At 51.2% G+C, this 24,453-nt stretch carries 24 protein-coding genes and 1 riboswitch; of the genes, 18 read left to right on the top strand and 6 right to left on the bottom strand.

The features are described from left to right. Positions 1–74 precede the first annotated feature (74 nt). From pckA to hslR, 3 genes are all read right to left on the bottom strand, one after another. Positions 75–1,703, bottom strand: a complete 1,629-nt coding sequence (gene pckA, locus BZG84_RS08745; RefSeq protein WP_077678139.1) for a phosphoenolpyruvate carboxykinase (ATP) — start codon at positions 1,701–1,703, stop codon at positions 75–77. Positions 1,704–2,032: 329 nt separating this feature from the next. Then, positions 2,033–2,908 (bottom strand): Hsp33 family molecular chaperone HslO, encoded by an 876-nt coding sequence (hslO, locus tag BZG84_RS08740; protein WP_077480050.1) that lies wholly within the window; start codon positions 2,906–2,908, stop codon positions 2,033–2,035. 42 nt (positions 2,909–2,950) lie between these two features. Further along, positions 2,951–3,355 (bottom strand): ribosome-associated heat shock protein Hsp15, encoded by a 405-nt coding sequence (hslR, locus tag BZG84_RS08735; protein WP_077455747.1) that lies wholly within the window; start codon positions 3,353–3,355, stop codon positions 2,951–2,953. 202 nt (positions 3,356–3,557) lie between these two features. On the opposite strand from hslR, the gene gspC reads away from it, so the two are divergent. The 14 genes from gspC (at position 3,558) to cysQ (ending at position 16,219) form a co-directional block, all read left to right on the top strand. After that, positions 3,558–4,520 (top strand): type II secretion system protein GspC, encoded by a 963-nt coding sequence (gspC, locus tag BZG84_RS08730; RefSeq protein ID WP_077678138.1) that lies wholly within the window; start codon positions 3,558–3,560, stop codon positions 4,518–4,520. Positions 4,521–4,591: 71 nt separating this feature from the next. Beyond that, positions 4,592–6,571, top strand: a complete 1,980-nt coding sequence (gene gspD, locus BZG84_RS08725) for a type II secretion system secretin GspD (protein WP_077480060.1) — start codon at positions 4,592–4,594, stop codon at positions 6,569–6,571. After that, entirely contained in the window at positions 6,568–8,094 is a 1,527-nt protein-coding gene (gene gspE, locus BZG84_RS08720; RefSeq protein WP_077480048.1) for a type II secretion system ATPase GspE, read from the top strand. The genes gspD and gspE overlap by 4 nt, the downstream gene beginning before the upstream one ends. Next, on the top strand, positions 8,094–9,329 hold the full coding sequence (gene gspF / locus BZG84_RS08715; RefSeq protein WP_077480047.1) for a type II secretion system inner membrane protein GspF: 1,236 nt from the start codon (positions 8,094–8,096) through the stop codon (positions 9,327–9,329). The genes gspE and gspF overlap by 1 nt, the downstream gene beginning before the upstream one ends. A 4-nt stretch (positions 9,330–9,333) precedes the next feature. Then, positions 9,334–9,792 carry a type II secretion system major pseudopilin GspG gene (gspG, locus tag BZG84_RS08710; protein ID WP_077480046.1) on the top strand — a complete coding sequence of 153 codons (459 nt, stop codon included), beginning with the start codon at positions 9,334–9,336 and terminating at the stop codon, positions 9,790–9,792. A gap of 1 nt (position 9,793) precedes the next feature. After that, the gene (gene gspH / locus BZG84_RS08705; protein ID WP_077678137.1) at positions 9,794–10,345 is read left to right on the top strand and encodes a type II secretion system minor pseudopilin GspH; all 552 of its coding nucleotides are present in this window, start codon (positions 9,794–9,796) and stop codon (positions 10,343–10,345) included. Beyond that, positions 10,345–10,710: a type II secretion system minor pseudopilin GspI gene (gene gspI, locus BZG84_RS08700; protein WP_069591266.1), complete on the top strand. Its 366-nt coding sequence runs from the start codon at positions 10,345–10,347 to the stop codon at positions 10,708–10,710. The genes gspH and gspI overlap by 1 nt, the downstream gene beginning before the upstream one ends. Further along, complete coding sequence (gene gspJ / locus BZG84_RS08695) at positions 10,694–11,332, top strand: type II secretion system minor pseudopilin GspJ (protein ID WP_077480045.1); 639 nt, start codon at positions 10,694–10,696, stop codon at positions 11,330–11,332. Before gspI ends, gspJ begins: the two co-directional genes overlap by 17 nt. After that, a complete protein-coding gene (gene gspK / locus BZG84_RS08690) occupies positions 11,329–12,333 on the top strand; it encodes a type II secretion system minor pseudopilin GspK (RefSeq protein ID WP_077678136.1) in 1,005 nt (334 codons plus the stop codon). The genes gspJ and gspK overlap by 4 nt, the downstream gene beginning before the upstream one ends. Next, positions 12,302–13,567 carry a type II secretion system protein GspL gene (gene gspL, locus BZG84_RS08685; protein WP_198536720.1) on the top strand — a complete coding sequence of 422 codons (1,266 nt, stop codon included), beginning with the start codon at positions 12,302–12,304 and terminating at the stop codon, positions 13,565–13,567. Before gspK ends, gspL begins: the two co-directional genes overlap by 32 nt. Then, positions 13,564–14,058, top strand: a complete 495-nt coding sequence (locus BZG84_RS08680) for a type II secretion system protein M (protein ID WP_077663208.1) — start codon at positions 13,564–13,566, stop codon at positions 14,056–14,058. The genes gspL and BZG84_RS08680 overlap by 4 nt, the downstream gene beginning before the upstream one ends. Positions 14,059–14,060: 2 nt before the next feature. After that, a complete protein-coding gene (locus tag BZG84_RS08675) occupies positions 14,061–14,807 on the top strand; it encodes a type II secretion system protein N (protein WP_077480041.1) in 747 nt (248 codons plus the stop codon). Positions 14,808–14,848: 41 nt separating this feature from the next. Next, positions 14,849–15,403 (top strand): ADP compounds hydrolase NudE, encoded by a 555-nt coding sequence (gene nudE / locus BZG84_RS08670; protein WP_069591222.1) that lies wholly within the window; start codon positions 14,849–14,851, stop codon positions 15,401–15,403. A gap of 3 nt (positions 15,404–15,406) precedes the next feature. Further along, complete coding sequence (gene cysQ / locus BZG84_RS08665) at positions 15,407–16,219, top strand: 3'(2'),5'-bisphosphate nucleotidase CysQ (protein WP_077480040.1); 813 nt, start codon at positions 15,407–15,409, stop codon at positions 16,217–16,219. Between the two features lie 62 nt (positions 16,220–16,281). On the opposite strand, the gene sthA is transcribed toward cysQ, so the two are convergent. Next, positions 16,282–17,697, bottom strand: coding sequence for a Si-specific NAD(P)(+) transhydrogenase (gene sthA / locus BZG84_RS08660; protein WP_077675680.1), 1,416 nt, complete (start codon positions 17,695–17,697; stop codon positions 16,282–16,284). Between the two features lie 195 nt (positions 17,698–17,892). On the opposite strand from sthA, the gene fabR reads away from it, so the two are divergent. Both fabR and BZG84_RS08650 read left to right on the top strand, forming a co-directional pair. Beyond that, positions 17,893–18,528, top strand: coding sequence for an HTH-type transcriptional repressor FabR (gene fabR, locus BZG84_RS08655; RefSeq protein WP_069586866.1), 636 nt, complete (start codon positions 17,893–17,895; stop codon positions 18,526–18,528). 11 nt (positions 18,529–18,539) lie between these two features. After that, complete coding sequence (locus BZG84_RS08650) at positions 18,540–18,923, top strand: YijD family membrane protein (protein WP_077480038.1); 384 nt, start codon at positions 18,540–18,542, stop codon at positions 18,921–18,923. An 89-nt stretch (positions 18,924–19,012) separates the two neighbouring features. Here the strand turns inward: BZG84_RS08650 and trmA are convergent, their stop codons facing one another. Continuing rightward, positions 19,013–20,116 carry a tRNA (uridine(54)-C5)-methyltransferase TrmA gene (gene trmA / locus BZG84_RS08645; RefSeq protein ID WP_077480059.1) on the bottom strand — a complete coding sequence of 368 codons (1,104 nt, stop codon included), beginning with the start codon at positions 20,114–20,116 and terminating at the stop codon, positions 19,013–19,015. A gap of 121 nt (positions 20,117–20,237) precedes the next feature. Next, a riboswitch (cobalamin riboswitch) is annotated at positions 20,238–20,470 on the top strand. A gap of 31 nt (positions 20,471–20,501) precedes the next feature. Between trmA and BZG84_RS08640 the strand changes: the two genes are divergently transcribed. Further along, positions 20,502–22,316 (top strand): TonB-dependent receptor domain-containing protein, encoded by a 1,815-nt coding sequence (locus BZG84_RS08640; protein ID WP_077480037.1) that lies wholly within the window; start codon positions 20,502–20,504, stop codon positions 22,314–22,316. Positions 22,317–22,396: 80 nt separating this feature from the next. Then, positions 22,397–23,215, top strand: coding sequence for a glutamate racemase (murI, locus tag BZG84_RS08635; protein WP_077480036.1), 819 nt, complete (start codon positions 22,397–22,399; stop codon positions 23,213–23,215). Here murI and BZG84_RS08630 read toward each other — a convergent pair. Then, entirely contained in the window at positions 23,169–23,618 is a 450-nt protein-coding gene (locus BZG84_RS08630; RefSeq protein ID WP_077458406.1) for an RNA recognition motif domain-containing protein, read from the bottom strand. The genes murI and BZG84_RS08630 overlap by 47 nt on opposite strands. Positions 23,619–24,453 lie beyond the last annotated feature (835 nt).

Here is a 24,453-nt window from a genome sequence, read left to right as displayed (position 1 = left end):
CGCAAAAGTGGCCTAAATTCAACTGCTAGGCAAAAAGTACGCCCCATATTGCTATGGGGCGTAAGTGGGATGATTTAGTCGAGCAGAGGCCCGGCTGAAACCAAAGCAGCCCCTTCTGGGGTGTCGGTATACTTGTCGAAATTATCGATAAAGCGTTGGGCAAGGTCCTTCGCTTTGCTTTCCCACTGGAGTGGATCGACATAGGTATCACGCGGGTCAAGGATGCCATCGTTGACCTCGTCGAGTGAGACGGGCACGGTGAGATTGAAGATAGGAATCGTCTTCGTTTCTGCTTTCTCAATCGAACCATCTAAGATAGCGTCAATAATGGCGCGGGTATCTTTAATCGAAATACGCTTGCCTGAGCCGTTCCAACCAGTATTCACTAGGTAGGCTTCTGCACCTGCCGCTTCCATACGTTTGACCAACACTTCTGCATACTTGGTTGGGTGCAAGGTCAAGAATGCGGCCCCGAAAGCAGCTGAGAAGGTAGGTGTCGGCTCGGTAATACCACGCTCAGTGCCGGCCAGTTTCGCGGTAAAGCCAGACAGGAAGTGATACTTGGTCTGCTCAGGCGTCAGTTTAGACACCGGCGGTAGCACACCAAACGCATCCGCGGAGAGGAAGATCACCTTGTTGGCATGTCCGCCTTTCGACACTGGCTTAACGATATTATTGATATGATAAATCGGGTAAGAGACTCGGGTGTTTTCGGTTTTGGAGTTATCGTCAAAGTCGATACGGCCATCACCGCGTACAGTGACATTTTCAAGCAGCGCATCGCGGCGAATGGCATTGTAAATATCGGGCTCTGCTTCTTTGGACAGCTTAATGGTTTTTGCATAGCAGCCGCCTTCAAAGTTAAACACACCATGATCGTCCCAGCCGTGTTCGTCGTCGCCAATCAGCTGACGCTTCGGATCGGTGGAGAGGGTTGTTTTACCCGTGCCAGATAGGCCGAAGAAAATCGCGACGTCGCCGTCTTTGCCCATATTTGCCGAGCAGTGCATGGACGCGATGTCTTGCAAGGGCAAGAAATAATTCATCATCGCAAACATGCCTTTTTTCATCTCGCCGCCGTACCATGTCCCGCCGATAAGCTGCATGCGCTCGGTAAGATTGAAGACCGTGAAGTTTTCCGAGTTCAAACCCTGCTCGCGCCATTTATTGTTGACGCATTTAGCACCGTTCATGACCACAAAGTCGGGCTCAAAGTCTTTTAGCTCTTCATCGGTAGGACGGATAAACATGTTTTTCACAAAGTGCGCTTGCCACGCCACTTCGGTGATCACACGGATCCGTAAACGTGTGTTAGGGTTGGCACCGCAGTAGCCATCAATCACAAACAGACGTTTGCCAGAGAGTTGCTGGGTGACTAAAGCTTTTAAATCTTTCCAAACGGCGTGATCAATCGGCTTGTTATCGTTTTTCCCTTGATCGGACCACCACACGGTATCGCGGGTGGTGTCATCACGCACAATGTATTTATCTTTTGGTGAACGGCCAGTAAAAATACCGGTATCCACCGCCACAGCGCCGAGCTCAGTCACCACGCCTTTTTCGTAGCCTTCCAGCCCAGGTTTGGTTTCTTCCTCGAACAGCTGTTCATAAGAGGGATTGCGAATGACTTCTTTGACATTTTCCAGACCATGACGGGAAAGATCGATGCCGGCGACTTCGGATTCGACGTTCAGGACAGTCATAGGTGCTCCTTGGGGTAAGATGTTGTTAACTGTCTTTATGCTAGCAACCTGAATAGTGCCATTCAGGGAGTTACTGCAAAAAATTACCGCACGCACACTAGGGCTATTTTGATTGTAGGGTACTGACCACCAGGTGACGTGACTCCCTCTATGGTAACGCTTAGTTAAACGTTTGCGCTACCCACAGAGCTCTTATTGTTTGTACAAAATTAATGCGTAAAAAAATGTGAGATGTGTCCGAGGAGACCAAGAAAAAAGCCAGCTTGATGCTGGCTTTTGAACTAAGTTGGGTTTCTTTGTTTTATGCAACTAAATATGTAGCACGTTTTTCACTGCATTTGTGACGATGAATCGGCATTCTGCTCAAAGATGGCTGCGACATCGACGCTGTCAAACGCATAATCACTGCCGCAATAATCACAGTGCAAACGAATTGTGCCCATTTCTGCAATCATTTTATCGATTTCGCTGCGCTCAATCGCGGCTATCGCTTGTGCGCTGCGCTCGCGTGAGCAGCTGCATTTAAAGCATACTGACTGAGGATCGAAAACGGTGACGCTTTCTTGGTGATATAGACGATAAAGGACGTCTTTTGCGTCAAGGCCAAATAATTCGTCATTTTTAACCGTTTCGGTCAGCTTCGCCAAATGGTCAAAGTCGTTATCGTCCCCTTTGCCATCCGGTAGCACTTGCAGCATCATTCCGGCCGCGTGGCGTTTGCCTTCAAACTCACCGGTGCGCAACCAAAGTCGCGTTTCCAGTTGCTCTGAACGCGCAAAGTAGTCTTCAAGGCAGCCTTGCAGATGATCCGAGTCTAAGCCCACAATGCCTTGATAGCGTTCGCCGTCGACTGGTTCGATGGTGATAATGAGCTGCCCCTTACCGAGCATTTCAGGTAGAGTTGCATCGGCTTTGATGTCGCCTTTCAGGCGTGCGGTACCGCGCAGTTGCTGCTGGTGGTCACCATTGATCACCGCCAGTGATACCGGACCGTCGCCTTGTAGTTGCACGGTAATCGAGCCTTCAAATTTTAAGGTGGCAGTGAGTAAGCTGGTGGCGACAAGCATCTCCCCCAATAGCGCTTGGACGGGCGCAGGGTAGTCTTGGTTTTCCAAGATGCGTTGATAGGTTTCATCGAGCTTGACCAGCTCACCACGCACAGACACATCTTTAAATAGGTAACGGTGTAGTTGATCGTTTGACATGCAATCTCTCTCCGGCTTAGGGCCTGGTTAGTGGGATCGGCCTTACTCTATGCCTTGTTTAAACTTACGAATATCTCGGCGTTGTTTCTTATCCGGCCGGCTTTCTGGGCGCGGATTGTGTGCGTGTAAGCGACGCATTTCCGTGTTGTGCTCACGCTGTTTGATACTGTCTTGGGTTTCTTGATACAGCGTCTGCGCAATCGGCGCACCCTGACGCTGCTCTGATAATTCTAATACAGTAATGGTTTTTTCTTCGTGTCCTTGCCGAAGTCGGATCTCAGCACCTACTTCAACCATTTTGCTAGGTTTGGCGCGCTGGCCATTATAATGCACCTTACCACCGTCAATCATGTTGCGTGCGATTGACCGTGTTTTGTAAAACCGTGCGGCCCATAGCCACTTGTCTAGCCTGACTGCCGTCAAGGGCGCCGATGCGTGTGTTTTCATGACTCAACTCCTGCGCAATCCGGATGGGCGACATTAGCACAAAAATTCCTTTAGAGCAGTATCACAACGTCGAGGTACAATCTGACCTAAATGTGTTGGCTTGGTTAGGATGTGGGGTTACGACAAAAATGAAAATTATCTCAATATCACATCGTGTTTTTGCTAGTATGCCCAGCTTTTCGTAATCTAATGATGGAACTTGATGGTAAAAAAAGCCATCAATGGACACTCGGTGACTCAATTTGGTTTGGAAGGGATGATGCGTAAGGCAGGACGCCAGCATGGCACGTTCACTGTGTCACCGCAGCAGGTGGCACGACTTGCGACGTGGCTAAACATTTTACTGTTCCTCGTTCTGGCATGGTTGGCTGGGCGAATGGTGTGGGCGTTTTATGCGCCTGCACCCGCACCTGTATTGTCCGTAGCAAGCCAGTCGGCGTCGTCCTCTCGCGCTGCGACGGATCCTTTTTCGTTGGCTCCTATCGTCAATGCCCAGCTGTTTGGTCGCTATCAAGCAGCCGCTCAACCCACGCAACACGCAGTAACCAATGTCCCTGAAACCCGGCTACGCCTAACTTTGGTTGGCGTGGTGGCCAGTACCGATCCTAAGCGTGCATTGGCCGTGATCGCGAACGGCGGTCGTCAAGTGACTTACGGTGTGGGTGAGCAGGTGAAAGGGACCCAAGTCAGTGTCGATCAAGTCTTATCCGATCGGGTGATATTACGCCAAGGGTCAAGACGCGAAGCGCTCCTTATGCCAGGGGTCGATGCAGATAGTACACCGCAGACCGTTTTTTCCTCCCCTACTGATGCGTCGACGCCCCCAAAGTCGATGGCGACCAAGCGGCAGACCAGCCCTGACTGGCCTGCCGACTTAGCGCAGCAGCTTAGCCAGAACCCGCAACGCTTATTTGACTTTGTGCAGCTGTCACAAGTGCGCGAAGGCGATCAAATAAAGGGCTTTCGCCTCACTCCGGGACGCAATCCAATCTTTTTTGAGCAATCCGGCTTACAGGCAGGGGATATTGCTGTCGCTATCAATGGCCTGACGTTAAGTCAGTCCGCAGCACTGCCTGATATTCTAGGACGCATTCAACAACAGGGATCGCTTGACTTGGTGATCGAGCGACAAGGACAACAACATGACATCTCGATTCAACTTTAATCCACAGCATTCGCCGTCAGCGGCAATAGGAGTGTGACGTGAAGGTCAAACAACGACTGATCCCCTATCTGATGGCCGCGAGCCTTCTCTTTTCTGGTATCCCAGCCGGTGCCGCTGAGTTTAGTGCCTCTTTTAAGGGCACAGATATTCAGGAGTTTATTGAGATCGTTGGCCGCAATCTCGAAAAAACCATCATTGTTGATCCCTCGGTTCGTGGCACCATCAATGTCCGCAGTTACGATACCCTGACTGATGAACAGTACTACCAGTTTTTCTTAAACGTACTCGAAGTGTATGGCTTTGCCGTGGTCGAGATGGAAAATGGTGTCGTTAAAGTGGTCCGCGACAAAGATGCCAAAACCTCACCGGTACCTGTGGTCGGTGAAGACGATAGTGTGGTGGGAGATGAAGTTGTCACTCGCGTAGTCGCGGTAAAAAATGTGTCGGTACGTGAGCTATCCCCTTTGTTGCGTCAGCTTATTAACAATGCGGGAGCGGGTAACGTAGTCCACTACGATCCGGCTAATGTGATCATGATTACTGGGCGTGCAGCGGTCGTGAATCGCTTGACCGATATTATCCGTCGTGTGGACCAAGCCGGTGATAAAGAGGTAGAAGTGGTGCGTTTAGATCACGCCTCTGCCGCAGAAATGGTACGGATTGTTGAAGCGTTAAACGAGCGAGATAACGCCAATAATGCCCCCGATCTCCTTAAACCACGCTTTGTCGCTGATGAGCGCTTAAACGCCGTTTTGGTCTCAGGTGAACCTAAGGTACGCGAACGAGTGAAAAAGCTGATCAGACAGCTTGATCAGGAAATGGCGACCACAGGTAATAGCCGAGTCATTTACCTGCGCTACGCCAAAGCGGAAGATGTGGTAGATGTTCTTCAAGGTGTGTCAGATAACTTACTGAAAGAAAAAGAAGAGAAGAGTAAACCGGGTGCCCAAAAGCAAGCGGTACAAATTTCTTCGCACCAAGGCACCAACTCGTTGGTGATCACTGCGCCGCCCGATATCCTCAAAACCTTGGAAAGTGTGATCTCTCAGCTGGATATTCGTCGTGCGCAAGTACTGATTGAAGCACTAATCGTAGAGATGTCAGAGTCTGATGGCGCCAATTTAGGCATCCAGTGGGGCTCGCTTGAAAATGGTGGCATTCAGTTCACCAATACAGGAGTTGGTGTATCGAGTTATCTCGGTGGATTAGAGGCGACCAAAGACAGGACACGTACCGAAACGCGGATCATTGACGGTGAAGAAAAAACTGTTGAAATCAAAGAGTCAGGTGATTACTCCGCGCTCAATGAAGTTTTAGGTGGATTAAATGGTATTGCCGCCGGGGTCATTATGGGAGATTGGACCGCGTTGGTGACTGCGGTGGCCTCGAATAACGAATCCAATATCCTTTCTTCACCTAACCTGATGGTGCTGGATAATCAAGAAGCGTCGTTTATTGTCGGTGAGGAAGTCCCTGTGATTACCGGTTCACGGACCGGTTCGAATAACGATAACCCGTTCCAAACCGTCGAGCGTAAAGATGTGGGTATCAAGCTAAAAGTTACCCCACAAATCAATGAAGGTTCTGCGGTGCTCTTGGATATTGAGCAAGAGGTGTCGAATGTCTTGGGGGCCAGTGGCGCCGTGGATGTGCGCTTTGGTAAACGCCAATTAAACACGTCAGTGATGGTGGGCGATCAGCAAATGATTGTGCTCAGCGGTTTGATTGATGAGCGTACTGTAGAAAGTGAGTCCAAAGTACCGTTATTGGGAGATATTCCGGTGTTGGGTCATCTGTTCAAATCCACTTCTACGGGGACAGAAAAGAAAAACCTGATGCTGTTTATCAAGCCCACCATTATTCGTACCGGCTTAACCGCAGATGGTGTGACACAGCGTAAGTATAACTACATCCGTGCCGAACAACTGCTGCGCGCACAAGATGGGGTCAAATTGATGCCAGATGCGCAAAAGCCTGTATTACCTGATTATAAGAGTGATGCGGTGATGCCGGCCGAAGTACGTGCATTACAAGCGGAGCTAGCAGGATGACGGATCGAACGGTCGCACTCGCGAACGAGCCAGAGAGTAAATGGCAGTTACCGTTTGGTTTTGCGCGTCGTCATGGGGTTCTAATTCAGTCCGATGCGTCGCAGGCACGGCTATTGTGTTTGCCGTCGGTGGCTCCTGAGACCTTGGTGGAAGTGCAACGGTTATGGGGTGCGCGCTTAGTGCCAGAAACCGTGGATGAGGCCTATTTTGAGCAGCAATTGACGGTGCTCTATCAGCGAGACAGTGCGGATGCGCAGCAGCTGATGGCTGACATTGGCGCCGATGCAGACAGTGATGATTTCTTCTCATTGGCTGAAGAGTTGCCGCAGAGCGAGGATTTGCTTGAGTCCGAGGACGATGCCCCTATCATCAAGCTGATTAATGCCATGCTGGGTGAAGCGATCAAGGAAAGTGCCTCGGATATCCATATCGAAACCTTTGAGCATGCATTGTCGATCCGTTTTCGTGTCGATGGGGTGCTGCGCGAAGTCTTATCGCCGAGCCGCAAGTTAGCCCCTTTGTTGGTATCACGTGTCAAAGTGATGGCCAAACTCGATATTGCCGAAAAGCGCGTGCCACAAGATGGACGCATCTCGGTCCGCATCGGCGGTCGCGCCGTCGATGTACGGGTATCGACTATGCCGTCCTCTCACGGTGAGCGTGTGGTGATGCGTTTGCTCGATAAAAACGCGGTACAACTCGACTTGGCTCAGTTGGGGATGGTGCCTGAATTGCACGAGAACTTCCGTCATCTTATTCATAAACCGCATGGGATCTTACTTGTCACGGGTCCAACGGGGTCGGGGAAATCGACCACGCTGTATGCGGGCTTACAAACCATTAACAGTGAAGATCGCAATATTCTCACCGTAGAAGATCCGATCGAATTTGATCTTCCCGGTATCGGGCAGACCCAAGTTAATCCTAAGGTCGATATGACCTTTGCGCGAGGGTTGCGTGCCATGCTGCGTCAAGATCCTGACGTGGTTATGGTGGGGGAAATCCGCGACTTAGAAACTGCTCAAATCGCGGTGCAAGCATCTCTCACTGGTCACTTGGTGATGTCGACTTTACACACCAATACCGCCATTGGTGCGGTAACACGTTTGCGCGATATGGGCATCGAGCCCTTTTTGCTTTCCTCCTCCTTGCTTGGCGTGCTAGCACAGCGCTTGGTTCGCACCCTTTGCAGCGATTGCCGTATCCCTTATCAAGCCGATGCTAGCCAGCAGCAATTGTTTGTGGATGTGGGGTTGGCTCAGCCTGGCGATAACGTCACCTTGTATAAAGCGGGGGGCTGTTCGCGTTGTCACCACAAAGGTTACAAGGGCCGAACGGGGATTCATGAACTACTGACGGTCGACGAGAAGGTGCAAGCACTGATTCATCACGATGCGGGTGAGCACGCCATTGAACAAACGGTGCGCGCACAGAGTCCGAGTATCCGCTACGACGGACTGGCCAAAGTGCTACAAGGAAAAACCACGCTTGAAGAAGTGATGCGAGTCACCAAGGAGACCTGATGGCGGCGTTTGATTACCAAGCTTTAGATACGCGAGGGCGTAAACGCAAAGGTGTGATTGAAGCGGATACGCCTCGACAGGCCCGGCAGCAGCTCCGTGACAAAGGGCTGACGCCATTGGTGGTCAATGCGACCACACGTAAGCGTAGCCAGCAAAAGGCCGAGACGTCGCGGCCTTTATTTTCATCTCGCAACCGCGGTATTAGCACCCAAGAGCTGTCATTGATCACGCGTCAATTGGCGACCTTGATTGAGGCTGCGATGCCACTGGAAGAGTGTTTACGGGCGGTGGCGGAGCAAGCCGAGAAGCCGCGTATTGGCAGTATGATGACCAGTGTGCGCGCGCGGGTGATGGAAGGCCATACCCTTGCTGATGCGCTCGCCGATTATCCGCAAGTGTTTGATGAACTGTACCGTGCCATGATTGCGGCGGGCGAAAAAGCCGGTCATTTGGGCACGGTGCTGGAGCGATTGGCGGACTATGTGGAAAATCGTCAGCGCATTCAATCAACCCTACTACAAGCGATGCTTTATCCCGCCATTTTGACGTTTTTCTCTGTGGTGATTGTCGCCTTTTTGTTGGCGACCGTGGTGCCTGACATCGTCGGCCAGTTTGTTCAAACCGGCCAATCCTTACCCGCATCGACACAGTTTCTCCTCAACGCCAGTGATTTTATTACTCAATGGGGAATTTGGGTCGTGGGTGGCCTTGTCTTACTCAGTGCGGGAATACGTACATTGCTGAAGGACAAGCAACGGCGACTGGCATGGGACAAACAAAAGTTGTCGTTACCGGTCTTGGGGCGTGTTGCACGTGGCCTCAACACATCGCGCTTTGCACGTACTCTCGCGATTTGTACCGCCAGTGCGATCCCGCTTTTGGATGGCATGAAGGTCGCCGCACAGGTGATTACCAACCAGTATGTGCGTACCCGAGTGCTCGAGGCTGCGGATAAGGTGCGAGAAGGTGCCAGCTTGCGAGTGGCACTGGATCAATCTGGGCTTTTTCCGCCCATGATGTTGCATATGATTGCCAGCGGTGAACGCAGTGGGGAACTTGAACCCATGCTCACACGGGCGGCCGATAACCAAGATAAAGATTTTGAGGCGCAGGTGAACGTGGCATTAGGTGTGTTTGGGCCGCTGATGATCGTGCTCATGGCAGGTCTGGTGCTCTTTATTGTCGTCGCCACTTTGATGCCAATTATTGCCATGAATAACATGGTGGGGTTGTGATTTTATGATAATAAACAAGGAGAACAAGATGCGTCGTCAACAAGGTTTTACGCTTCTCGAGGTGATGGTCGTGGTGGTCATCATTGGTTTGCTAGCCAGCTTTGTCGCCCCGAACTTATTGGGCAACAAAGATAAAGCGGCAGTGAAAAAGGCGATCGCAGATGTTAGCGCGCTCGAAAATGCGCTGGATATGTACAAACTGGACAACAACCAGTACCCCACCACTGACCAAGGACTTGATGCACTTGTGACCAAGCCACAAAGTGAGCCCGTGCCACGGAACTATCCGGCACAAGGTTATATCAAGCGTTTGCCTAAAGACCCTTGGAACAATGACTATCGCTATGTGAGCCCAGGTGAGCATGGTGTGATTGATGTGTTCTCGCTAGGCGCGGATGGGCAAGAAGGCGGTGAAGGGATCAATCAAGATATTGGTAACTGGAACCTGAACGAGCTGCAATAACATGCGTCATGCGGCGGGCTTCACGTTACTCGAAATCCTGTTGGTGGTGGTGATTATTGCTGTCAGCGCTTCAGGCGTGGTGATGGTGTGGCCCGAGCCTGTTGATACCCGGACCGAGCAAGCCGGCCAAGCTTTGTATCAACGCATTAAGTTGTGGGCAGAGCAAAGTTGGCTGGAAGGACAGACTTACGGGGTGCGGATCAACAACCATGATTATCAGCTGCTGAAGTTAGGCGAAGAAAACTGGCAAACGGTGAGCAGTGATCGTTGGGCAACCCAAGGAACCTTGCCTGAACAAAGCCGCTTTGCGTTGAGTATGGATGGCTTTGGTTGGCAGCAGCAGGATCGGTTATTTGAAGACAAACCGCTGTTCGAAAACATGTTTGAAGAAGACGGAGAAACCGCCGTGGCGCCCCCTCAGATTTGGCTATTACCGAATGGCGAAATCACTCCCTTTACGCTCACCATCGAAACCGACGGTCGTGCCATGTGGCAATTAAAGGCCAATGAATTGGCGCAATTTCGCTGGCAGCGTGCCGAGGAGGATGGATGATGCCTAAGACCCAACATGGGATGACGCTACTGGAGGTGCTGGTTGCAGTGGCCATTTTTGCGGTAGCCGCGCTCAGTGTGATGAAAGCTACTGGGCAGCATACCCGCTCACTAAGTCGCCTTGAGCAAAAAACCTTGGCGGCGATGGTGGCTGACAATCAGTTGGCTGAGGTAGTGCTGAGCGGCAAGGTGCCCGACAAAGCCACCCAAGGCACCACGGAGATGGCGGGGCAGCGCTGGCAGTGGCAGTTGACGCCGATTGCGACTAACACGGGACCACTGCGAGCGGTGGATCTCGCCGTTGCAGCGGCAGAATCGACAGACAATCCACTGGTAACCGTGAGGACCTATGTCGCCACGCGCTGAAAAGGGGTTTACCTTACTCGAAGTGTTGCTGGCGCTGGTGGTCTTCGCCAGTATTAGCCTGACTGCGTATCAAGTACTACAGACGGTGCAGCGCAGTGACGAGCAATCGCGCCAAGTGGGAGAAACGCTGCAACAATTACAGCGTGCACTGGTGATCATGGACAGTGATTTTCGCCAAATGGCCGCGCGACGCCAGCGTATGGATGGCCAAGCCCCTAGTGAGCAATTACTGACCGCAGGTAAAGAGGTACTGGGCGGAGATGCTATGGGCGTGCGCTTTACCCGTACCGGTTGGATTAACCCCCAATATCGTTTTCCGCGTAGCGAAGTGGTGGCGGTGGGGTATCGCCAACGAGATGGTAAGTTGGAGCGGTTACGTTGGCGCTATCCGGATCAAGCGGCAGGTGAACAACCGGCGGTGATGACATTGCTGGACGATATTGATGATCTCACCTTCCGCTTTAACGTGAAGGGGACTTGGCAGAGCAGCTTTGATACCCCTCACGCACTGCCCGATGCCATTCAATTGCGTTTTACCCATCCTCGCTATGGCCAGCTAGTACGGACGTATTTATTGGCTGGGCAAACGCTGCCTGCGGCGCTACAGCGGGAGGCAGAATGAGTCGTCAACGTGGTACAGCGTTATTGATCGTGATGTTGATTATGGCGTTAATGACAGCGATAGCTGGTAGCATGGCATCGCGGTTATTCACCAATTACAACCGCGCTGAAAATCAGCTTCATTTTCAGCAAGCCTATTGGTACGGCATGGCCGTCGAAGGGCTTGCCGCAGCGGTGCTGCGAGACAGTTTATCTGGCAGTGAAACGGTGAATTTAAGTCAAAGTTGGGCCGAGAAAGAGCGCAGCTTTCCGCTAGAAGGTGGCACAGTAAGTGGTCACTTACGAGATGCACAAGCCTGCTTTAATTTGAATAGTTTGCAGCTGCGTGGCGCGACCCTAGGCAGTGCGGTGCCCTATGAAGTGACGGTACTCAGAGCCTTGGTCGGCAGTGGGGTCGATGATGAGTACCAAGCGGATGTGATTGCCCAATCTACGCGAGACTTTGTCGATGAAAACAATCAACTGGACCAGTCGCTCGGGGCCGAAGATGCCCACTATGAGAGTTTACGTCCTCCCTATGTGACGGCCGATGCCGTGTTGGCCGATCGTAGTGAGTGGCGTGCGGTCAAAGGAGTCAATGCGCAGGTCTTTCAGCGTTTATCCGCTCAGGTTTGTGCGATCCCCAGTGCGGAGCTGAAAATCAATGTCAATACACTGACGGATAAGCAGGCGCCTTTGCTGGCGGCGCTGTTTACCCCTGCACTGTCGATAGAACAAGCCAAACAGGTGATCGCCCAGCGCCCTGATGCTGGGTGGAAAAATGTCGACGCCTTTATGGCGGTGTTAAACCTGAGTGAATTCGATGACAAAGCCCGTGAGCAAGTGATCCCACATCTCACGGTGACCAGCGAGTTTTTTTTATTACAGGCCGATGTGACCGTGGCGTCTGCCCAACGTCACATTCAGGCGTTATTGCACTATCAAGACGATGGCACCACAACTGTGGTGCGTCGTCGCTTTGGAGGAATGCGTGAGCGAGCGACTGATAATAAGGATCAGTGATGCCAGCCAGCCGATCTTTTGGGCCCAGGTGCGTGTGAGTGACAATCAGGTCACCGCGACCGGTGAATGCGATCATCTGTCAGCCTTGACGGAGCAAGCGCAAACGCGGCGTGTGGTGATCTTAGTGGATAGCACTTGGGTGACCCTCAGGTCGGTGACCTTGCCGCCCGGCTCTCGGCGTCAGCGCGATAAAGTGGTGCCTTACTTACTTGAAGAGGCATTGGCCGATGATGTGGACAGGGTACACGTCAGTATTTTGAGTGTCGCGGGCAGTCTTGCCCACGTAGCGGTCGTGGCCCACGACAAAATGCAAGCCTGGCAGCAAGCGCTAACGGATGCAGATATCCATGCGCGGCAATGGTTACCCGATGTGCTGTGTTTGCCGTGGCAGACAAACCATTTGACGGTAGCGCCACTGGGTGAGCAATGGCTGTGTCGGCATCATGACAGTCAAGGTGTGGTGGGATCGCGTGACTGGCTTCGTTTTTGGGCGCACGCGTGGCGAAACCAACAACAAAAGGCGCTGGAACAAGATCCGGTGGACGCAGATAACGAGGACAAAGCCCCATCACTCACCTTGCATGGATATTGTCCGTCCCATCTTGACCTTGATTGGCCAGTCAGTGGACTGAATGAGGCAGAGGCTAAGTGGCATCCCTGTGATACCGTGATAGGGCTGTTGGCGACACAAAGTCATGCTCTGTCTGCGAACTTGCTAACCGGACCTTATCGGCCACAAAGCCAGACTAAGCAAACGCTCAAACCTTTATTGCCTGCCGCCTGTTTAGTGTTAGCCATTAGCGCCTTATTGGGCGTTGAACAATGGCTGACGATTCGTGATACCCAGCAGCAGGCTCAAGCGCTACGCGCACAGAGCGAGTCTGTTTTTCGCCAAACGTTGCCACAGTACCAGCGCATCCCGACGCAATCGTACATGGTTCGACAGATGGATGCGGAAATTGCGCGTCTTGAAGGACAGCAACACAATGCTGCGCTTTTGCCTTGGTTAGCGAAATTAGCGCCGATGCTAGAAAAAACGCCCGGTATTCACCTGCAAGCGTTACGTTATCAAGCAGCACGTGAAGTCTTAGTGATCCGAGCCTCCGGCAGCGATTTTGCCCAGTTTGAGCGACTGCGCGGCTTGCTAAGCGAACACTATACGACTGAGCTTGGGCAGCTCAACCGTAATGGTGACAGCGTAAGTGGTGAGTTTACCTTGAGGAGCGAATCATGATGAGTCAGTTAAAAGCACGCTGGCAATCGCTCAGTGAACGTGAGCAGCGTTTATTGATGGTGGCTGCACTGGTGATGCTGCTCAGTGTCTTGTACTGGGGGATCATTGCGCCGATTCAAGCCGAGGCGAACAATGCCCGAGCAGCGCTCACGAGTGAGAGACGTTTGCTGAGTGATGTACAGCAAAAGCATCAGCAAATTGTTCAGTTGCGCGCACAGTCAGGTGCAAGCAGTCGCGCACCAACCAGCAGTAATCAGCCATTAAACCAAGTGGTGGCGGCCAGCGCAGGGGAGTTTAGTGTCACCATTACCCGCTTGCAGCCCGGTGAGGCGAGTGTCCAATTGGGTGTCGAGCCTTTGCCATTTAACCAACTTTTGCGTTGGCTCGACCAACTCGCTCGTTTACATGGCATTCAGGTCGTGCGTCTTGATACGGAAATGACAGATAACGCTGGGGTTGTGAAGGTTAATCGCCTGCAATTAGAACGATAGTCATGAAGAAAAAAATAGTCTTGGGCTTAGCTTGTACGCTGGTTTTTGTACTCAGCGCCGTGATCCACGCACCCGCATCACTATTGCGTCTGGCCCCCTTACCGCCTGAACTTAACGTGGGCGCGATTGAGGGGACAGTGTGGAAAGGACGCATTGCGCAAATACGCTGGCAAGATTACACCGTCGGGCCACTTCGCTGGGATATTAAGGTGCACCGTTTATTCACCGCGGCAACGTTAGAAGCGAATATTCGTCTTCGCAGCCCAGATGGGGTGAAAGGGAAAGCAACCGTGGGCTTTGATGGTCATGCTGTTTCTTTATCCCGTGCGCTGGTGTCAGCACCGGCCGATTTGCTTGCCAGTTCGGTGGCACTCCCTGCCAATATGGCGATTGAAGGCCATGTGGATCTGGTATTACGCGATCTGGCCTTTACCGAGGCGGGCTGTCAGCGACTCGATGGTCAGCTGCAGTGGCAGCAAGCCGCATTACGCTTACCAATGGGGCGTTTAGCGGACATCCCAGCCAGTGCCACACTCCGTTGTGAGCAGCAAGGTATTCTCGCCGAAGGCCAAGGCGCGTCTTCCTCGCTGAGTAATAAGTTTTCATTGTCAATCACACCGTCGGGGCGATACTCTGTTTCGGGATGGCTCAAGCCGGAAGCCGCGTTCCCACCGCCAATGAAAGAGCCACTTGCTTGGCTGGGTGCGCCGGATCAACAAGGGCGCTATCGCTTTTCTTTTCGAGGCTAATCAAGCCTGTTAGGCTTATCAGTAAAGGGTGCAAATAGGATATGACGCAGCGAAAACCTCCCCAGATCCTGTCTAAGCAAGTGGTTGCCGCTTCTCGTTTATTTAAGGTGGAATCGCTCGACCTCCAGTTTAGTAACGGCGTAAATCGTACCTATGAACGCATGAAGCCTTCGGGCCGCAATGCGGTCATGATGGTGCCGCTGACCGAACAGGGGGATTTGTTGCTGGTGCGGGAATATGCAGCCGGCACGGAGCGATATGAGCTAGGCTTTCCAAAAGGGTTAATCGATAAAGGGGAAGTGCCAGAGCAGGCAGCGGTGCGTGAATTGAAAGAAGAAATAGGTTTGGGCGCCCGCGAGCTTATTCCACTCAAAGAGGTCGTATTGGCTCCGTCGTATTTCTCAAGCCGTATGACACTGATGTTGGCACGTGATTTGTATCCTGAAACCTTGGAAGGGGATGAACCCGAACCACTTGAGGTGATCCGTTGGCCATTAGCTCAAGCGGAGGAGTTGCTGACCCACGGCGATTTCTGTGAAGCGCGCAGTATCACCGCACTAATGATGGCGCTGAAGTACTTACAATCTGAGAGGTGAGGCATGCCATTGCCTGAGTTGTTGCCCGATGTGATTGAAATTACCCGTGCAGCGGGACAAGTGATTCTCGATATTTACCAAGACGGTGATTTCGAGGAAATGACCAAAAGCGATGAAACCCCCGTCACCAGCGCGGATCTTGCCGCACATAAAATGATCAGCGAGAAACTGACGGCATTAACCCCGGATATTCCGGTGTTATCGGAAGAAGATTGTGGTGTGCCGCTTAGTGATCGCCAGCAATGGCAACGTTACTGGTTGATTGACCCACTGGATGGTACCCAAGAGTTTATTGCGGGAAGTGGCGATTTTGCCACCATTATTGCGCTGGTGGAAAATAACCATCCGGTGATGGGAGTGGTCTATGCCCCGGTCTCGGGTGTGACTTATTATGCGTGCCAAGAAAAAGGGGCGTGGAAAATCACCCCCGATGGCGAAATGCATCGCATCTCGACAATGAAGCGAGAAGAGGCCATTACCTCGCTCTCTATTGCCATTAGCCGTCGTCAAGATATTCATGCCGTGACAGAAAAACTCGCCCCTGAGATCAACTATGATTTGGTGCCACTAGGGTCCGCAGCATTGAAAGCGTGTTTGGTCGCTGAAGGCGCGGTAGATTGCTATTTGCGTCTAGGTCCGACAGGGGAGTGGGATACGGCAGCCACCCAATGCATTGTCGAACAAGCAGGGGGGCGGATTTTAAGTACCGAGTTGGACCCCTTGTCATATAACGAGCGTGACTCGTTACAAAACCCCAATTTTATTGTTCTGGGTGATGAATCGCTCGCTTGGTCTTCGATATTGCGTGCATCGTAACAGTCGCGCGAAACGGCACCCTCGGGTGCCGTTTTTTGGTAAGAGACAGCGATTAGTACCGCTTAGAACAAGCGATTTAAGCCGTTGAGTGCAGCAACGCGGTACGCTTCGGCCATGGTCGGGTAGTTAAAGGTGGTATTGACGAAATAGTCGATGGTATTACCGGCGCCTTTTTGCTCAAAAATCGCTTGGCCAATGTGAATGATCTCTGAGGCACGCTCACCAAAGCAGTGGATCCCCAAAATCTCACGGGTATCGCGATGAAAGAGGATCTTTAAACTGCCAACATCCATCCCGGCAATTTGGGCGCGAGCGAGATGTTTAAATTGCGAGCGGCCGACTTCATACGGGACTTTCTCTGCCGTGAGCTCTTGCTCCGTTTTCCCCACAGAACTGATTTCTGGGATGGTATAAATCCCGGTGGGAATATGTTCAATGAGGCGTGCATTGGCATTGCCTTGGCTAATTGCTTCTGCGACGACCCGTCCCTGATCATAGGCCGCGCTGGCCAAACTTGGATAGCCAATCACATCCCCAACCGCATAAATATGGTCAACCTCGGTCGAGTAATTGTCGTCGACGCTCAGCTGGCCGCGAGAGTCGGGCGTCAGTCCCACCGCACCAAGATTCAACGTATCTGTGTTACCGGTGCGACCGTTAGCATAGAGCAGGCAGTCGGCTTTCATTTTTTTACCTGAGGCAAGATGGACAATGACGCCATCATCTGTGCCCTCAATGCGCTCATAGGTTTCATCATTGCGGATCAGGACTCCGCTATTCCAAAAATGGTATGACAGGGCATCGGAAATTTCGTTATCCAAGAATGAAAGCAAGCGATCACGGGTATTGATTAAGTCGACTTTAACGCCAAGCCCACGAAAAATAGATGCATATTCGCTGCCAATCACGCCTGCGCCATAAATAATCACGTGGCGCGGATCATGCTTGAGTGACAGAATTGAATCACTGTCGTAAATACGTGCGTGGCTAAAATCGACATCGGCTGGTTGATAAGGGCGTGAGCCAGTCGCAATCACAAAATGATCGGCGGTGTAATGTTCTTTGCTGCCGTCAGGGTGGCGAACGGCTAAAGTATGTGCGTCAACAAATTCCGCCATACCATGGAGCAGCGTGCACTGATTGCGATCGTAAAAACCCTGACGAAGGCGCGTTTGTTTGCCAATCACGGAATCGGCATGGCTTAGGATTTGAGAGAAGGTACTGTGAATACTTTTGGTGTTCTGGGTGTAGATCGGACTTTGATTAAATTCAATAATCCGGCTAACGGTGTGACGCAGTGCTTTGGAAGGAATGGTGCCCCAATGGGTACAGCCACCACCGACAGTGCTTTCGCGTTCTATCACGGCCACGCGCTTGCCCGCCTTGGTTAGCCCCATTGCCGCGCCTTCGCCGCCTGGGCCACTCCCTATTACGATCGCATCAAAATGGTCAACAGGGCGAGGATTCGACTTGCTCATAGGATTCAAACCTTATTTTCATTATTGCAACATCCATTTATGACCAGTTTAACGCTTATTGGCAGTAAGGTTAACTTTCCTGCATGATCTGGATGTGAGCAGGGGAAAGGCAAGGCGCTGTTCAAGAGGGTGTTTGGCTGATTTAGGACGTAAAAATGCGTATAGTGGCGCCATGATGACTGCAGGTTGAGTGTGATGGGTATTCGAGCAGAACAAAAAGAAAAGACGCGTCGCTCATTGATTGATGCGGCCTTTAGCCAATTAAGTGCAGAGCGAAGCTTCTCGAGTTTGAGTTTGCGAGAAGTCGCGCGAGAAGCAGGCATTGCGCCAACCTCATTTTATCGCCACTTTAAAGACATGGATGAGTTGGGATTAACCATGGTCGATGAAGGGGGGCTCCTGCTTCGTCAGCTGATGCGTCAAGCCCGTCAGCGTATTGCCGCTGAAGGCAGCGTGGTGCGTACCTCGGTCGAAACCTTTATGGAATTTGTTGAAAGCAGCCCCAACGTTTTTCGCTTGCTGCTTCGCGAACGTTCTGGCACCTCAGCGGCGTTCCGTGCGGCTGTAGCACGAGAAATTCAGCACTTTGTCGCAGAATTGACCGAGTATTTGCAGTCTCGCACGCAGCTCACCTATGAAGAAGCGTACAATCAGGCTGAAGCCTGCGTGATCTTGGTATTCAACTCCGGCGCGGAAGCGTTAGATCTTGATACACATTCACGGGCAGAATTGGCCGAGCGAATGGTGATACAATTGCGCATGATAGCCAAGGGAGCTTACTGGTATCGTAAAGATCGTGAGCGGCGGGCATTACAGAAAAAGCTGTCATAACAGGTGAAAACATGGAACATGAGCAAGTTAAATCTGAGCGTAAATTCTTAGTACTGTCATTGATCACAGGTATTTGTGGCAGTGCCACTCTCGCTACGCTTTTTATCGGTGGTGTGGCGTTTTCTATCTTTCCCATTCTAGCGTTTGTGTTGGCGGTACATGCTTGCTACCAATTGCATGAGCGCCAACCCCTCACTGAAGGTACGCCGCTGATCGCGTTTGCGTGTTTCTTAGTGGGTGCGTTTGGGTACTCTGCGTTTATGCGTATGCAAATGCCAGAATTGGGCGGTAACTTCTTCTCGATTTTGGTTGCTATGGTACTGGCGTTTTGGGTGGGTCATAAGCTGGGCTTTTTCAGCCGCAAAGCAAAAAACGATACTGCCTCTGACGTATAAGCCCCGCGCGGCGAATCGCACACTAACGAGTGAATAAAAAAGGCGTCGAAAGACGCCTTTTTACGTTGTAACGAACTCGCTTCCTGTGACTATTTACGCTCCAACCACACACCCGCTTCGGTATGGTGGGTGAACGGGAATTGGTCGAACAGCGCACAGCGACTAATGCGGTGTGTTTGGCTGAGGCGTTCTAGGTTCTCGACCAAAGTCTCAGGGTTACAGGAGATATATAAAATCCGATCGTAACCTTGCACCATTTTGCAGGTTTCATCATCCATGCCCGCACGAGGGGGATCGACAAAGATGGTATTGCACTGATAGTCACTTAGCGTCACCCCTTGGTCTTTTAAGCGGCGGAATTCGCGCTCGCCATTGATCGCTTGAGTGAACTCTTCGGCAGACATACGAATAATCTGCACATTGTCGATGTGATTCGCGGCAATATTGTATTGCGCCGATTGTACCGAGGGTTTCGCCAGCTCGGTGGCGAGGACGCGGCGAAAGTTTTTCGCTAATGCCAGTGAGAAGTTGCCATTCCCACAATACAGCTCCAGCAAATCACCTTGGCTATCGCGGGTGCAATCAATGGCCCATTCCAGCATTTTCTCCGCCACGGGCCCGTTTGGTTGGGTAAAGCTGTTTTCAATTTGCTGGTAGATCAATGTCTGACCATCGGCATTGAGTTTTTCCAAAACGTAGTCGCGGTCTAGCACTTTCTTTTGCTTGCGCGCACGGCCAATCAGGTTGAGGTTAAAGCCCTCATCGTTCAAACGTTGTTTAAGCGCTTGCGCGGCCTCGTCCCACTCTTCGTCTAGCTGGCGGTGATACAGCAAAGACACCAAGATCTCACCGCTTAAAGTGGAGAGAAAATCAACTTGGAAGAGCTTACGTCGCAACGCGTCGTTAGGCTTGATGGCATCCATCAATAGCGGCATGAGGTCATTGATCAAACGGCTTGCGGCAGGAAAGGTATCGACCCGATATTTCTGCTTGGTCGCAGGATCAAACATGATGTAATACAGGTCGTCGCCTTCATGCCATACTCGAAACTCTGCGCGCATCCGATAGTGGGTTTCCGGTGAGCGAAAGATCTCTAGCTCAGGCGCATGAAACGGCGCGAGTTGGGTAGTGAGTCGTTGGACTTTCTCAGCAAGCTGTGTGTCGTAGTCAACGGCGGTGTGAGCCTTGGTCATGATGGCTGCCTCAGCGATTGGAAAATGAGCGCAGATTTTAGACAAATCCCCAGCCATGTCCACCCTTGCTCACGATTCTCCTTTATTCGATAGGGGTATCAATGGACAATATCCATCTAGACGGCTACTATCCGTGGGCGGGTACGTGATCAGCAAGTATAAGCCTGTTGGTCACTGGAATGCGGTGAGAATCCGCAACTGACGCGCAGCGGTGTAAGAGAACGACCCTAACTCGGCGCTAGGCCAGACACTGTCGCCAATACTGTTTAACAGTATGCGATGGGAAGTCGTTAGCAGTAGGCGGCGAAAGCCACGCTCTTAAGTCCGAACACAGCCCGCCCCGCAGCACAATGCTGCATATTCTCGCGATAGAAAGGAATAACCAATGAACAAACAGATTGTGGCGAGCCTAGTGGCGGCGTCATTACTCCCTGTGAGCGCGTGGGCCGAGCAAAACACCGAAACGGTGGTGGTGACGGCAAGTCGGTTTGAACAGTCCGATGCCTCAGTGTTGCAATCAGCAACCATTTTGACACGTCAAGACATTGCACGCTTGCAGGCGCGAAGCCTTGTCGATGTATTGCGTACGGTGCCGAGCATTGAGATTGCGCAAAGTGGGGGCCGTGGACAAATTGCCTCTATTTTTATGCGCGGCACGGAATCAGACCACTCTTTAGTCTTGATTGATGGCATGCGTATGGCGTCATCCATCAAAGGCTCGGTGGATTTTAATCAGATCCCAGTAAACAGTATCGAGCGTATTGAGATTATTCGCGGCGCACGCGCCACACTTTATGGGTCGAGCGCGATTGGTGGGGTGATCAATATCATCACCAAAAGCAATAGAGAGCGAGCCAATGTCTCAGCGACCGTAGGCAGTTTGGATCATCATGCTGTTAGTGGCGCATGGGCAACAAAATTAGGCGATAACGGTCACTTCTCTGGTATTGCTGGGTATGAGTCGAATGATGGATATAATGTTCATCCAACGGCGAGCAACCGGGGAGATCAGCATGGTTTTACCGGCCGCAATGCGCAGCTTGGCTACAGTCATCGCTGGAATACATCTTGGTCGGCCGATGTGACGGGGCGCTGGTACCAGAATGAGTACGATTACGATAATTTTGGTAGCTTAAAACATGGTTGGTTAGAAAGCCAAGCACTGGCCAGCACGCTGAACTATCGCTCTGATACTTGGAGTGCAACACTCAGCGCAGAAATCTCCCAACAAGAAAACTTTGACTACAGCCCTGGCAGTGACCGTAAAAACAATAAAACTTCAGATGTTGAGCAAATCTCTACCTCGTTGGGACTCCAGTATCAAGCCACGGAGGATTGGCTGCTTGGTGGTGGTGTGGATTATCGTCAAGATACCTTTAATGAAGGAAGCTTGATTACCAACCCCGATGATATTGCAATCAACCCGCGCGATAACCTGGGCACTTACCTTTTAACGCAATTTAGCCCAGTAGAAGCACTATCTATTGAGGCAAGCGCACGCTCGGATGATAACGAACAATACGGACAGCATACGACGTGGCAGACGAGTGCGGGTCTTGCGATAGCGGAAGGGTATCAATTGGTCGCTAGCTACGGTACTGCTTTTAAGGCACCAAGTCTGACTGAGCTTTACGGATGGGGCGGTAATGCAACGCTCAAGCCGGAGGAGTCATCCAACACCGAGCTTGCTCTTCGTGGCGTGACCGCTGACGTTGATTGGTCACTCACCGGCTATATCAATCGCATTGATAATCTCATTCAGTATGCAGGTAGTTACCCCAACGGTCAGAACCAAAACGTGGGCAAAGCTAAGATCGAAGGCGTTGAGTTTATTGCCAATTTTGATGTGCACGCTTTAAATAACCGTATATCGTTAGAATATAAAGATCCTAAAAATGAACAAACAGGTGAGCAGCTTGCTCGTCGCGCTAAACGGATAGCGAAATGGGATGCATCCTACCAATGGGAGCGACTGCAGCTCGGTACTCAGTGGCAGTATCAAAGTGAACGTCTGGATTATGCCGGTGGAGAGATGTTGGGAAGCTATAGCCTGTGGGCGGTCACTGCATCCTATCAGGCGACCGATAATCTGACCGTAAAAGGTAAAGTCGATAATGTATTTGATAAAGACTACGAAACCGCGGGTGGTTATCCGTCAGCTGAACGCGGCTATTTTATGACGTTAGACTATCAGTACTAGTGCCTGTTTCACGGCGAAACTAGCTTTAATCACGCCTTTATCGTTATGATAAGGGCGTTTTTTTATTGAGTGGCTGGATCATGGCGCAACCCCATATTCTGATCTTTGACTCCGGTGTCGGAGGCTTATCTGTCTACCAAGCGATCAAGGCAAGCTTGCCGAGCGCTCAATATACCTATTTGTTCGACAATGCCGCTTTCCCCTATGGCGAATTAGAAGACCAACGCCTAGTGCATCGCGTGCTCACTCTGATCAAAGCGACCTGTGAGCGCCATGCAGTCGATATCATCGTCATTGCGTGTAATACAGCCTCGACACTTGTGCTGCCGACACTGCGCGACGCACTCTCTATACCGGTTGTTGGCGTGGTACCAGCGATCAAGCCAGCGGCGGCTTTGAGTCAACACAAAGCTATCGGTCTGCTCGCGACCCCAGCCACCGTCAGCCGGCCTTATACGGCACAACTGATCGCAGATTTCGCCAAAGATTGCCGAATTGTCTCGGTAGGGACAACAGCATTAGTACATATGGCAGAGCGTAAACTGCGAGGGGAGGCGGTGAATCAGCAAGACCTTAGCGCCATACTTGCACCGTTTGATTCGCACATCGATGTCTTGGTGCTAGGCTGTACCCACTTTCCACTCTTACATGATGAAATACAGGCGGCGATGGGTAAACAGGTCCAGGTGGTTGACTCCGGCAGTGCCATTGCACGTCGTGTTGCCTCATTGGTCACGCCGCAAGCATCTATCACTAGCGATAACAGTGATGGCAATCGCGCATACGCGACGGCGACGCCTATAAAAGCCGCCGCCTTGTCTGATTATATCCGCTCGATTGGATTAGAGCGCGTTAGCTATGCTCCCGCTTTTTTGGATCGTTCGCTTCACGCACTTTAAGTGTTCGCTCGCCGTAAACATTGTTGTTTAGGGCATCGATAGCATCATCTGCATGCGCAGCCGCCATCACAACAAAACCAAAGCCACGACGTTTACCGGTACGCTTGTCCTTCATTAACCGTACCGCAAATACTTCTCCATGCTCGCCAAACAGGGACTTCACATCATTTTCATTGGCGCGATAGGGCAGGTTGCCGACATAAATCGTCTTACTCTGAGGGGGCTCTTCCTCTTTTGTTGCAACGGTCACTGTAGCTTGGGGAGCATATAAGCAGGCAATACCACTGATAACTGCACCTGCAGCGAAAGCCAAAGCGGGAGAAACCGTACTCATTAGGTTGACCACAATGGCACCGAGGATGGCGATGGTGATAATCAATACAAAAGCAATTGGTGATTTCATAAGCGTCATAAGCGTTAATACAAGTAATAAAGTGATGGTACGCAAGACAATTTGGCAGCGGCGTACCCTTAAATGGTTCTTAGAAAATCAACCAGCGTTACTTCTTGGTAAAAGGCGCGTAGCTATAATGTTTCAAATCGCTGGTTATTCATCATTTTAGGTGGATTATTGTCCACTCGAAATAAAAAACGCGAAAAACCCTTGTCAGTGTGATCCGGGTCGCTATAATGCGCCTCCATCGACACGGCACACAGGGCAAGGGCTCAGCGGCCATGTCGGGGCAAAAAATCAAATAAAAATAAACGCTTGACGTCAGTTTTTAAATGATTAAGATAGCCCACCTACTTAACGCAGACAACGCGTTAGGGGAGTCAAAAAGAGGTTTTGTTTTCGCCGGTTGGCATCAACAAAAAGATAAAATTTCTTCTTGACTTCGTCGGCAAGGCGAGTAATATACGCAGCCCTGACCGAGCGAAGCAACGCTTCGCAAGTCAACGCTCTTTAACAATTTGACCTATGCAATCTGTGTGGGCACTCGTTGAGAATAGACAAAAAGATTTATTCGATGAACTGAGTGACCAAACGACAACTTTTAYAGTTGTTCGGCACAGTCAATTCGTTTTTCTCTTCGGAGAGRAACAGTAATCAGTATTCATTGAGCTGAAACTTCGGTTTCGAAAAAACTTTAATTGAAGAGTTTGATCATGGCTCAGATTGAACGCTGGCGGCAGGCCTAACACATGCAAGTCGAGCGGAAACGGCAGTATTGAAGCTTCGGTGGATTTACTGGAGTCGAGCGGAAACGGCAGTATTGAAGCTTCGGTGGATTTACTGG

Origin of the sequence: Salinivibrio sp. PR932, assembly GCF_001996125.1 — a bacterium.
Lineage (GTDB): Bacteria > Pseudomonadota > Gammaproteobacteria > Enterobacterales > Vibrionaceae > Salinivibrio > Salinivibrio proteolyticus.
Note: the sequence above shows the minus strand (reverse complement) of the source record. Positions and strands in the feature narration are given on the sequence as shown.

Coding starts and splice junctions, on each gene's coding strand:
- pckA (WP_077678139.1), bottom strand. CDS start 1,703: ATGACTGTCCTGAACGTCGAATCCGAAGTCGCCGGCATCGATCTTTCC.
- hslO (WP_077480050.1), bottom strand. CDS start 2,908: ATGTCAAACGATCAACTACACCGTTACCTATTTAAAGATGTGTCTGTG.
- hslR (WP_077455747.1), bottom strand. CDS start 3,355: ATGAAAACACACGCATCGGCGCCCTTGACGGCAGTCAGGCTAGACAAG.
- gspC (WP_077678138.1), top strand. CDS start 3,558: ATGGTAAAAAAAGCCATCAATGGACACTCGGTGACTCAATTTGGTTTG.
- gspD (WP_077480060.1), top strand. CDS start 4,592: ATGGCCGCGAGCCTTCTCTTTTCTGGTATCCCAGCCGGTGCCGCTGAG.
- gspE (WP_077480048.1), top strand. CDS start 6,568: ATGACGGATCGAACGGTCGCACTCGCGAACGAGCCAGAGAGTAAATGG.
- gspF (WP_077480047.1), top strand. CDS start 8,094: ATGGCGGCGTTTGATTACCAAGCTTTAGATACGCGAGGGCGTAAACGC.
- gspG (WP_077480046.1), top strand. CDS start 9,334: ATGATAATAAACAAGGAGAACAAGATGCGTCGTCAACAAGGTTTTACG.
- gspH (WP_077678137.1), top strand. CDS start 9,794: ATGCGTCATGCGGCGGGCTTCACGTTACTCGAAATCCTGTTGGTGGTG.
- gspI (WP_069591266.1), top strand. CDS start 10,345: ATGCCTAAGACCCAACATGGGATGACGCTACTGGAGGTGCTGGTTGCA.
- gspJ (WP_077480045.1), top strand. CDS start 10,694: ATGTCGCCACGCGCTGAAAAGGGGTTTACCTTACTCGAAGTGTTGCTG.
- gspK (WP_077678136.1), top strand. CDS start 11,329: ATGAGTCGTCAACGTGGTACAGCGTTATTGATCGTGATGTTGATTATG.
- BZG84_RS08680 (WP_077663208.1), top strand. CDS start 13,564: ATGATGAGTCAGTTAAAAGCACGCTGGCAATCGCTCAGTGAACGTGAG.
- BZG84_RS08675 (WP_077480041.1), top strand. CDS start 14,061: ATGAAGAAAAAAATAGTCTTGGGCTTAGCTTGTACGCTGGTTTTTGTA.
- nudE (WP_069591222.1), top strand. CDS start 14,849: ATGACGCAGCGAAAACCTCCCCAGATCCTGTCTAAGCAAGTGGTTGCC.
- cysQ (WP_077480040.1), top strand. CDS start 15,407: ATGCCATTGCCTGAGTTGTTGCCCGATGTGATTGAAATTACCCGTGCA.
- sthA (WP_077675680.1), bottom strand. CDS start 17,697: ATGAGCAAGTCGAATCCTCGCCCTGTTGACCATTTTGATGCGATCGTA.
- fabR (WP_069586866.1), top strand. CDS start 17,893: ATGGGTATTCGAGCAGAACAAAAAGAAAAGACGCGTCGCTCATTGATT.
- BZG84_RS08650 (WP_077480038.1), top strand. CDS start 18,540: ATGGAACATGAGCAAGTTAAATCTGAGCGTAAATTCTTAGTACTGTCA.
- trmA (WP_077480059.1), bottom strand. CDS start 20,116: ATGACCAAGGCTCACACCGCCGTTGACTACGACACACAGCTTGCTGAG.
- BZG84_RS08640 (WP_077480037.1), top strand. CDS start 20,502: ATGAACAAACAGATTGTGGCGAGCCTAGTGGCGGCGTCATTACTCCCT.
- murI (WP_077480036.1), top strand. CDS start 22,397: ATGGCGCAACCCCATATTCTGATCTTTGACTCCGGTGTCGGAGGCTTA.
- BZG84_RS08630 (WP_077458406.1), bottom strand. CDS start 23,618: ATGAAATCACCAATTGCTTTTGTATTGATTATCACCATCGCCATCCTC.